Consider the following 9,784-nt stretch of genomic DNA (forward strand, 5'->3'; position numbering starts at 1 on the left):
GTACAACGCGCCGTGCCCTCGGCGGTGCTCCGCTGCCGGCGACAGGCCGACCAGGTCACGGACCGGGCCGTCCGCGCACAGCACGGCGTCGGTGAGCTCGAACAGGGCATCCGCCCGCCGGGTCAGACAGCCATAGAACTCCTGGCGGAACCGACACAGCACCCCAAGGTGCTCGACGATGGGGACATCGTGGGCCAAGCTGTCCTCCACGGCCTTCTGTCTGATCACGGTGTCTTTGGTGAGAAACCAGGATCAACAGGAGGCCGCTTCACGTCACGGCGACACGCCGGCCCACCCCAAACCACCAGCGACTATCACACAGAGTGACACCCGAAGGTTAAACGACAAGCTGAGAAGGTGTTTGAGAATGCCCGCTGGTGACGGTGTGTGATCTTCCGGGGTGCGCGATGGGGGTGCACTCGTCGGATCATGGCCGGGTGGGGGTGGCTGGGGGCTGACGGTGGACGGATGGCGCATGCTCACCGTCATCGGTATCCGTCGGATCTGTCGGACTCGCAGTGGGCTCTGGTCGGGCCGTTGCTCCCGCCGCCGGCGGCGGTGTGCCGGCCGGAGAAGCATGATCGGCGTGATCTGGTGGACGCGATCCTGTATGTGGTGCGCTCGGGGTGTGCGTGGCGGGCGTTGCCGTCGGACTATCCGCCGTGGCAGACCGTGTACTACTACTTCGCCCTCTGGCACGATCTGGGTGTCACCGAACGTGTTCACGACGTGCTGCGGGAGCAGGCCCGCCGGGCGGAAGGACGCGATGTCGAACCGTCGGCGGGGATCATCGATTCCCAGTCGGTGAAGGGCGCCGACACCGTGCCCGCCTCCTCCCGCGGCTACGACGCCGGCAAGAAGGTCAACGGTCGTAAGCGGTTCATCGCTGTGGACACGATGGGACTGCTGCTGGCCGTGCTCGTGGTCCCGGCCAGCACCCATGACACCGCCAGTGGCCGGCAGCTCCTCCTCGACAGTTTCTTCGCCGGCCGGCGGCTACGGCTCGTATTCGCCGACGCCGGGTTCGCGGGTGTCTTCATGGACTGGGCCGCCCGGATCCTGACCCTCACCCTGCAGGTGGTGCGCAAACCCGCCGGGCAGAAGGGCTTCTCCGTCCTGCCACGTCGCTGGGTCGTCGAACGAACGTGGTCGTGGATCACCGGCTACCGCCGGCACGCCCGCGACTACGAACGCCGCCCCGACCACGCCGAATCCCTCATCCGCTGGGCCATGATCGCCACCATGGTCCGCCGCATCGACCGGCGCACCCCCGCCCAGCGGCCCGGACCCCGACCGCTACAGAGAATCATCTAAACGACGATCTCAAACACCTTCTGACGGCGCTGCTCGCCGACGACCGCGAACGCCACGGGAACTGGCGCAAGGTCCCGGCCCGTGACCAGGCACTTCTTGCCTTGGCCCACCTGCGCAACGGAGACNCCTACNCCCGCCTCGTCGAGGGATTCCAGGTCGGGGTGGCCACTGTGTGCCGCTACGTCCACGAGGCCGTCGCGCTGCTCGCCGGCCGTGGCCGGACCCTGCTCGCCGCCGTCTGGGCCTTCGCCTGGTGCCGGAGCAACTTCCTCATCCTCGACGGCACCGTCATCCGCATCAACCGGATCCGCGCCCACAACAGGCTCTACTACTCCGGCAAACACAAACACCACGGCGTCAACCTCCAGGGCCTGATGGACCCCTACGGCCGGATGATCTGGATCTCCGACGGACTGCCCGGATCCACCCACGACATCACCGCCGCGAGGTCCCACAACATCCTCCACCTGATCAACCAGGCGGAGACGATCTACCTTTACGCCGACAAGGGCTACGTCGGCGGCGAGAGCGAACAACTCCTCACCCCCCGCAAGAAACCCCAGAACGCCGAACTACCCGACGCCGACAAGGAGAAGAACCGCAGCCTCTCGGCCACCCGCGCTGTCGGCGAACGAGGATTCGCCGTCCTCAAGAACTGGCATGTCCTCGACCGGTACCGCGGCTGCCCCCGCCGCGTCGGCACAATTTCCCAAGCCATCCTCGTCCTGACGCACGAAGGAATTTAGGAGAACCGAGGATGGAAAACGCTCATGGCACAGCGGCTCCTTTGGAAGAAGGCGGCGGGGATTGCCTTCGGCCCGGCGTCGGCCCGACGAAAGGCAGTTCTGAGCCAACTCCGACGGGCTGGCTTTTTCCCTGACAGGTGTGGCGAAGCCGCTGACATGCCACTTTTCTCTGGCCGTATGGGTCGGCACGGATTCTGACGGAAGACTGGTTTATCAGCTGACGTGTGGGGGTGTCAGCGACGAGGGGAAGATGTTCATCCGGGCGCCGTTCCGGCCATGTGGCTCAGAAGGAGAAGCCGCTGGCGATCGTGGCGTCTCCCACGCCGCGATGCCGACGGCGGTCCGCACCCCCGGGCAGTGACCCTGAGTCCGGAGGCGAAAACGCGGCAGCCGTCGACCAGGGTGACCGCGCTCCGCGCGGGAGGCACTCCGGGCAGGAGCGCCGTCCGACGAACACGGTGCGTGCCGTCGTAGGGGCGCTGGTGAGCTCGGCCGAGGTCCAGGACCGTCCGGCAGGGGCGGGGTCAGGCCTCGCGACGGTAGGTGCTGGAGGCCGCCAGCGCGATGCCGCCCCGGGCGTTGAAGTTCACGGTGACGGTGAGCTGCACCGGAGCGAGCGCGGCCACCAGATCGTCACGTATCAGGGTGGCCAGGTGTTCGTGGAAGATCCCTTCCTCCCGGAAGGTCTCCAGGTAGAGCTTGAGGCTCTTGGTCTCCAGACCACGCCCGCCCGGCCGGTAGTCGATGCGGATCGTCGCCCAGTCCGGCTGGCCGGTGATCGGGCACCGGCAGGTGAACTCCCGGCAGTCGATCCTGATCTCCTGCGAGGTGTCGTCGATCGGGAACGTCTCCAGGGACCGGTCGGCCTTCGCCTCCGGGTTGCCCAGCTTCGTCAGGGCCACTGCCGCATCACCGACGCTCCCTCNCCCGTNCCCNCACNCCGGCNCCGCTGACGAGCATAACCCGCCGATCCTCAGCCCTGGTGCGCCCGGGTCGGGAGCGCCTCGGGCGACGACATGTCCTGCGGCGACCGGCCGAGGACGACCAGCTCCTCGGTGCTCAGCCGCACCCGGTCCACCGACCAGCCGCGCCGGTCGGCCAGCCGCTCCAGCTCCTCCTGCATCGGCGGCGCGAAGACGGCCGGCCGCCCGTTCATCGCCCGGGTGGGGAAGGAGACGGCGACGTGCCGGGCGTCGACGGTCTCGACCAGCCGCAGGCCGCTGCCCCGCCGACGGTCCTCCAGGCAGTGGTAGGTCTTCAGCAGCAGTGCCAGATCGGCCCGCGGTGGGGGACCCTGGGCCACCACGTCGTGGTGGACCACCCAGCCCTGCGGATGCACCATGGCGAGGAAGGCGTTGCCGATCTCGACGAAGTCGGCGTTGAGGTCGTAGCCCGTGTACGTGGCGTCACAGGTCTCCAGCAGCCAGGGGACGGTGAGGACGTTCAACGCACAGGCGATGTCGACAACGGTGTCCGGGGCGGGCAGGATCGACAGCAGCGCGGGGTAGAAGTCGTCCAGGTCGGCAAGGCGCTCGGCGGTGGAGACGTGCCGGGCCAGCACGGCCCGGCAGCCGGCCTTCAGGGCCTGCGGATCGCCGGTCGGCAACCGTGCCACCTCGCGGCGCAGCACCGCTGTCCGCCCGCTCAGCAGGTGCAGGGCGGCGACCCGGTGCAGCCGCACCCGGGCCCGGTGCTCGACCGGGCCGGTTCCCCCGGCGCTCGCCTCCTGCTCCACGACATGGGCGATGGTCTCGGGGTGCACGCCCCGGTACTTGGCCGAACGGGCGATCCGGGCGGCGGCCGCCGCCACGGCCTCCTGGTCGGCGCCCGGCGGGGTCACGCCGGTGTCCGGTCCGGCTCGTCACCTCGGTAGATGCACCCCGACGTGCAGGTCTCGCGGACGGTGACCGCGCTCAGCGGGAGCTCGCCGGCCAGCCGGTCCCAGATCCACCGGGCGAGGTTCTCGCTGGTCGGGTTGTCCAGGCCCGGCACCTCGTTGAGGTAGCGGTGGTCCAGCTGGTCGTGCAGCGGAGCGAACGCCGCCCGGAGGTCGGCGAAGTCCATCACCCATCCAGCCCGGGGGTCGACCGGGCCGACCACCTGGATCGCGATCCGGAAGGAATGCCCGTGCAGCCGGGCGCACTTGTGACCCTCCGGCACCTCCGGCAGGCGGTGCGCGGCCTCGAAGGTGAACTCGCGGAAGATCTCCATCAGCGGATCCCCAGGATCTTGTGGGTCTGAATGCTGAGCCTCCAGCGTGGGTGGGCCAGGCAGTAGTCGAGCGCCGCCCGGGTGTTGGCCTCCCGGTGCGGCCCGTCCATCGGCTGCAGCAGGTGATGGCCGAACTCCAGGCCGGCGAACAGCTCCGGTCCGGCGCCGGGCTGCGGGAAGACCAGTTTCAGCTCGTCACCGGTGGTCAGCCGCAGCGGCGCCCCCGCCTTGGGGGACACGCACACCCAGTCCAGCCCGGCCGGCGCCGGGCAGGTGCCGTTGGTCTCGACGGCCACTTCGAAACCTCGTGTGTGCAGGGCGGACACGGCCGGGGTGTCGAGCTGCAACAACGGCTCACCGCCGGTGCAGACCACGTAGGGCAGTGCCCCGGGGGCATCGGACGGCCACCGCGCGGCCACGGCGTCGGCCAGGTCGTCCGGGGTGTCGAACACGCCGCCGTCGGGGCCGTCGGTACCCACGAAGTCGGTGTCGCAGAACTGGCACACCGCCCGGTGACGGTCGCGTTCCCGCCCGGTCCACAGGTTGCACAGGGCGAACCGGCAGAACACCGCCGGGCGGCCGGACCGCACGCCCTCCCCCTGCAGCGTGTAGAAGATCTCCTTGATCCGATAAACCATGTCAGCCCCCCGCCGGGTCAGGNACTCCCACCTCGGTGAAACCACGCTCCCGCAGCGAGCAGGAGTCGCACCGCCCACAGGGCCGGCCGTCCGGCCCCGGGTCGTAGCAGCTGTGCGTCAGCCCGTAGTCAACCCCGAGCGAGAGACCAAGGCGAATCGTGTCCGCCTTGCTCAGGTGCATCAGCGGGGCATGGACCGACAGGGTGCGCTCACCCGACACGGTGGCCTTCGTCGCCAGGTTGGCCATCGCCTGGTAGGCGGCCAGGTACTCGGGACGGCAGTCCGGGTAGCCGCTGTAGTCGACCGAACTCGCGCCGATGAACACGTCCCAGGCACCCGCGGTCTCGGCCAGGGCCAGCCCGAAGGACAGGAAGATCGTGTTCCGGGCCGGGACATAGGTGACCGGGATCTCCTCCGCCGTTCCGGCCGCCGGGACGGCGATGGTCGGGTCGGTCAGCGCCGACCCGCCGAAGACCCCCAGGTCGATGTCGACCACCACATGCCGGACCACCCCGAGCGCGGAGGCCACCCGCCGGGCCGCGGCGAGTTCGACCTCGTGCCGCTGGCCGTAGCGGAAGCTCAACGCGTGGCAGGCGAATCCCTGCTGGTTGGCGATGGCGAGCACGGTTGCCGAGTCCAGCCCCCCGCTCAACAGCACCACCGCGGCGGGTCGGGGGTCCGTCCCTCCGACCGCGCCCCGGGTCGGGTTCACCGTCACGTGTCGTCGTCCCCAATCTCGGCCGGGCCGGCTGCCAGCGCGCGCCCGCCCGCCCGCAGCTGCTCGATAAGTCGAGTGTAGAAGCGCAGGTTGTGCAGCGTGGCCAGCCGGTCGGCCTGCCCGTCCCTGACCCGGAAGAGATGGTGCAGGTACGACCGGCCGTACCGGGTGCAGGTGGGGCAGTCGCAGGTGGGACAGATCGGCTCGTCGATGCGATGGTTGCGTTCGTCCAGGATGTGGACGTTCTGGTAGAACGACCCGTCGGCGGCCAGCGGGGCGTTGTTGAAGGCGTACAGGCGACCATGCCGTGCGTCCCGGGTGGGAATGGTGCAGTCGAACACCCACCGGCGATCGATCTGGCACAGCGCCACGAGATGCTCGGGTTTGCCCACCCCGAGCGCGAAGAGCGGGGCCTCGGGCGGCGTGGACGCCGAGAGCAGGGCGAACATCTCCCGTTCGAGCACGCCGTTGCCGTCCAGGGGCCAGCCGCCGAAGCCGAACCCCTGCGCGCCCGCCTCCACCAGGGCTTCCACGCAGCGCTTGCGCTGGTCGGGATCCGCACCGCCCTGCACCACACCGACCAGCAGCGGCGGGTTCTCCAGCCGGCGCTGCCGACACTGGAGATCGAAGGCGGTACGGGTGTCGCGGAACCAGCGGATCGTGCGGTCGACCGAGGCCACCACCTCGGCCGGCGAGTCCTCCGGACCCGTGCAGTCGTCGAGCGCGATGACGACGCCCGAGCCCAGCCCGAACTGCCACTCGATCACCCGCTGCGGGGTGAGCTCGACCTTCGTGCCGTCGGCAGGATTGCGGAAGACCACCCCGCCGGGGCGGATCGCGCTGTGCTGCCCCTGCCGCCGCAGCAGGGACAGCACCTGGAACCCGCCCGAGTCGGTGACCACCACGCCGTCCCAGGCCATGAAGCGACGCAACCCGCCGACCCGCTTCACCGGCCTGACACCGGGCCGCTGGGCAAGATGGAAGGCGTTGCACATCACCGCCTCGATCCCGACCTCGCGCAGGTCACGGGGATCCGTGCTGCGCACCGCCGCCCGGGTGCCATCCGGCAGGAACGTCGGTAGCTCGACCGTCCCGTGCGGCGTCGCCAGCACGGGAGCCGGCACAACAGGCATGACGGGCGGACTCATCCTCGGCATCTCAGAACCAGTCTAGTCGGCCGGTCCACCCGCGGGCGGGCAGGTACCGGACCGGACCCGGCCCTCGGCCTCCCCGACCAGTGCGTACACCTGGTTGCGCGGCAGGCCGGTGACCTCACGGACCACCTCGCGGGCCAGCCGGGCACCCGCTCCGTGCCGCAGCATCGCCTCGGCGACGCGGTCGGCCAGCTCCGTCTCCCCGGCGGCGGCCCGCGTCCCCGCCCCCTCCACGACCACCGTGAACTGCCCGCGGACCGGCTGCTCCCCGGCCAGCACGGCACGGACCTCGTCGAGCGTCCCCCGGATGAACTGCTCGTCCGGCTTGGTCAGGTTGCGTGCCAGCGCCGCCCGCCGCTCACCCAGCACGGCGGTCAGGTCGGCCAGGCACTCGGTCATCCGGTGTGGCGCCTCGAACAGCACCAGGGAGGCGTCGAGACCGCGCACCTGCTCCAGGGCCGCCCGGCGGGCGGCCGGTCGGCGGGGCAGGAACCCGAGGAAGTGGAACCGGTGTACCGGCAGGCCGGATCCGACGAGCGCGGTGACCGGCGCGCTGGCCCCCGGCAGCGGGCGGACCGGGATCCCTGCCTCGATGGCCGCGGCGACCAGGCGGTAGCCGGGGTCGTTGACCAGCGGGGTGCCCGCGTCCGACATCACGGCGACGTCCGCGCCCTCCTGCAGCAGCGACAGCAGTTGGGGACCCCGCTCCTGCTCGTTGTGGTCGTGGTAGCTGAGCAACCGGGGCGACGTCCCGAGCGGCTGCAACAGGCGCCGCGCGTTGCGNGTGTCCTCCGCCGCGACCACCGGGACCTGCCGCAGCACGTCGACGGCTCGGGCGGTGATGTCGCCGGGGTCCCCGATGGGCACCGGGACCAGATAGAGCGTGCCCGGCACGGTGGCACTCCTCTCCGGCCCGACTCCGCTTTTCTCCGGCCCGACTCCGCTTTCCGGCCCGACTCCGCCGCCGACGCGGCGGCGCCGCGTTCCTGCGTCGGCCATCCTAGGAGCGCCCTGCGGATCCTGCCCTGCCGGGGTTGCCCGGGACGGGGCGTGCACCTCGAGCACCACACCGCCGCGCGACGCGGGTCACCCGCGACGCCCGCACGACCAGGCCGGGCCGGGCGTCAGGACCGCGGCGGTCGTCTCCCATGACCGCCGGTGTGACCGCCCCCACAGGCCGCTCCCGCCCGTAGCGCCGCCCGCCCCGGAGGGGCCGGATGACAGAAAGACGACAGCACGACGGGGGACGGCAGCCTCACAGGTAAGGGACGTGACGTTCCGTGAGATGGCTTCCCGAGCCCGGGCCGGCGACCGGCCCCACACCGCACTCACGCTCCGTCACGACATGATCGGCCCCGTCCGCCGCGCGGGTCACACCGGGATCGCCGCCGCCCGGCGCCGACCCCGCCGCCCCACAACCCCNCCCCNTCCCACCCCTGACCGCGAAGACCCGACCTGACCAGCGCAAACAATGGCACGGGCAACCCGCGGCCCGACCGGCGGCGCCGACACGGGGAGTTCCCCGTCGTTTCCTGAAGCGGATCGGCGCCTCAGTACCTCCGCGTACGACCCGTGCCTGATCCCGGACAACCATGCCCTCCACAGGACCCCGGCAACGCAGAACTGGTTGCTACGCCAGTCACAGTTCCNCCTCAACGTCNCCCGCCGTCGTCGCGGATGAAGCCGGTGAGCCACAGTTGACCAATCTCGCCATGTTGTCCTACAGTGACGCAATCGTTGCCGGGAGACAACCCTGCTCTCCACCGACAGTTCCCGACGGCGTTCCCGCACTTGTCGAGATCGCTCGTTCGCGGCCGAATCCGCCCAGGTAAAAGCAATGGGTTTGGGGGAATTTTGGAACAGGTCTATCCGCATACCGGGGTGTGCTACACCTACGGGAACCACGAGCGCGTGTACCTGATCTACACCTATGCCTGCAACGCGACCTGCGCACATTGCCTGGTCCAATCGAGTCCACATCGCCGGGAGAGGTTCGACCTGGCCACCGCGATAGAAATCCTGCGGACGGCAGCCAGGTTCGGTCGCAGGTTCCTCGACCTGGGCGGCGGCGAGATCATGCTTCATCCGGAGGACACCTGTGCGCTCGCCCGCGCCGCCACGGATCTCGGGTACTACGTCTCCCTCAACACGAACGGCTTCTGGGCCCGCACCCCCGAACGCGCCCGTACGCTCGTGAGCCGTCTCCAGCAGGCCGGGGTCCAGGCGATCTTCCCGAGTGCGAGCGCCTTTCACCTGCCGTTCGTGCCGGTCGAGCGGCTGCGCCACCTCCGCCGGGCCTGCGCCGACCTCGGCATGGTGCACGAGCTGAGCTGGGTGGCCTCCCACCTGCCCGACGTGGACGCCCAGCTGCTGGACGACCTGGACCTGGGCGGTGAGACGGTCTACCCCAACAGCCTGACCACCGAGGGCAACGACCCGGAAGTCATGGCGGCTCTCACCAGGCACTACAGCCGGTTCACGCCGGACCGGCTCCCCGACTGTGGAAGTCTGCAACTGGGCGTCAACCCGCGCGGGCATGTGATAGCCACCTGCGAGATGACCAATCTCAACGAGAAGTTCCGCGGCACCGCACTGTTCATCGGAGATTTCACCCGGACGCCGTTCGAGCAGCTCCTGGAAGCCGAACGGGACACGGCCGTGCTGCAGTTCCTCTATCATAACCCGCCGGCCGCGCTGCACGATCGTACGTATTCGGAAATCCCGTTGGGGCATGATCGTGGGCGGCGTGACCGTGGGGCACTCCGCTGGGGTCTCGGGGGTCGGGGTCAGCCGGGAGGCTGTTGCCAGGTGGTGAGGTCCTCGGGGCTGGCGGCCCAGGGCAGGAACCGGTCGAGGTCGGCGCCGGTCGGCGGCTTGCCGCCGGCCCGGCCGCAGGCGTCGAGGTAGTTCTCCAGGTAGGTCAGCAGGTTCAGGTTGTGCATCGCGGCGGTCGCGGTGACCGTGAAGATCGTGGCGGCGTGGCGGGCGGTGTCCTCGGTGCGG

Annotated in this window: 10 protein-coding genes and 1 pseudogene; 3 read left to right on the top strand and 8 right to left on the bottom strand. The window is 70.1% G+C overall.

Annotated features, from left to right (window positions below):
• Nucleotides 1-198, bottom strand: a pseudogene (locus ALLO2_RS22175) (transposase); the annotation flags it as partial.
• Between the two features lie 270 nt (nucleotides 199-468).
• Between ALLO2_RS22175 and ALLO2_RS22180 the strand changes: the two are divergent.
• Both ALLO2_RS22180 and ALLO2_RS22185 read left to right on the top strand, forming a co-directional pair.
• Entirely contained in the window at nucleotides 469-1,314 is an 846-nt protein-coding gene (locus tag ALLO2_RS22180) for an IS5 family transposase (protein ID WP_023842153.1), read from the top strand.
• Nucleotides 1,315-1,343: 29 nt separating this feature from the next.
• Nucleotides 1,344-2,060, top strand: coding sequence for a transposase family protein (locus tag ALLO2_RS22185; protein WP_255361230.1), 717 nt, complete (start codon nucleotides 1,344-1,346; stop codon nucleotides 2,058-2,060).
• Between the two features lie 524 nt (nucleotides 2,061-2,584).
• Here ALLO2_RS22185 and queF read toward each other — a convergent pair.
• The 7 genes from queF to rsmI form a co-directional block, all read right to left on the bottom strand.
• Nucleotides 2,585-2,956 carry a preQ(1) synthase gene (gene queF, locus ALLO2_RS22190; RefSeq protein ID WP_049761113.1) on the bottom strand — a complete coding sequence of 124 codons (372 nt, stop codon included), beginning with the start codon at nucleotides 2,954-2,956 and terminating at the stop codon, nucleotides 2,585-2,587.
• Between the two features lie 77 nt (nucleotides 2,957-3,033).
• Nucleotides 3,034-3,900 (bottom strand): 16S rRNA methyltransferase, encoded by an 867-nt coding sequence (locus tag ALLO2_RS23710; RefSeq protein WP_011437763.1) that lies wholly within the window; start codon nucleotides 3,898-3,900, stop codon nucleotides 3,034-3,036.
• Nucleotides 3,897-4,271 (bottom strand): 6-carboxytetrahydropterin synthase QueD, encoded by a 375-nt coding sequence (gene queD / locus ALLO2_RS22200; protein WP_011437762.1) that lies wholly within the window; start codon nucleotides 4,269-4,271, stop codon nucleotides 3,897-3,899. Before queD ends, ALLO2_RS23710 begins: the two co-directional genes overlap by 4 nt.
• The gene (gene queE, locus ALLO2_RS22205; protein ID WP_011437761.1) at nucleotides 4,271-4,909 is read right to left on the bottom strand and encodes a 7-carboxy-7-deazaguanine synthase; all 639 of its coding nucleotides are present in this window, start codon (nucleotides 4,907-4,909) and stop codon (nucleotides 4,271-4,273) included. Before queE ends, queD begins: the two co-directional genes overlap by 1 nt.
• Before the next feature lies 1 nt (nucleotide 4,910).
• A complete protein-coding gene (queC, locus tag ALLO2_RS22210) occupies nucleotides 4,911-5,621 on the bottom strand; it encodes a 7-cyano-7-deazaguanine synthase QueC (protein ID WP_011437760.1) in 711 nt (236 codons plus the stop codon).
• A 2-nt stretch (nucleotides 5,622-5,623) separates the two neighbouring features.
• Entirely contained in the window at nucleotides 5,624-6,760 is a 1,137-nt protein-coding gene (locus tag ALLO2_RS22215) for a tRNA guanosine(34) transglycosylase Tgt (protein ID WP_070133240.1), read from the bottom strand.
• Between the two features lie 36 nt (nucleotides 6,761-6,796).
• A complete protein-coding gene (gene rsmI / locus ALLO2_RS22220; RefSeq protein ID WP_023842148.1) occupies nucleotides 6,797-7,675 on the bottom strand; it encodes a 16S rRNA (cytidine(1402)-2'-O)-methyltransferase in 879 nt (292 codons plus the stop codon).
• 960 nt (nucleotides 7,676-8,635) lie between these two features.
• Between rsmI and ALLO2_RS22225 the strand changes: the two genes are divergently transcribed.
• Complete coding sequence (locus tag ALLO2_RS22225; protein WP_023842147.1) at nucleotides 8,636-9,688, top strand: radical SAM protein; 1,053 nt, start codon at nucleotides 8,636-8,638, stop codon at nucleotides 9,686-9,688.
• The last annotated feature ends 96 nt before the right edge of the window (nucleotides 9,689-9,784 follow it).

This window comes from Frankia sp. Allo2 (genome assembly GCF_000733325.1).
Classification (GTDB): Bacteria; Actinomycetota; Actinomycetes; order Frankiales; family Frankiaceae; genus Frankia; species Frankia casuarinae.

Coding starts and splice junctions, on each gene's coding strand:
- ALLO2_RS22180 (WP_023842153.1), top strand. CDS start 469: ATGGCGCATGCTCACCGTCATCGGTATCCGTCGGATCTGTCGGACTCG.
- queD (WP_011437762.1), bottom strand. CDS start 4,271: ATGGAGATCTTCCGCGAGTTCACCTTCGAGGCCGCGCACCGCCTGCCG.
- queE (WP_011437761.1), bottom strand. CDS start 4,909: ATGGTTTATCGGATCAAGGAGATCTTCTACACGCTGCAGGGGGAGGGC.
- ALLO2_RS22215 (WP_070133240.1), bottom strand. CDS start 6,760: ATGCCTGTTGTGCCGGCTCCCGTGCTGGCGACGCCGCACGGGACGGTC.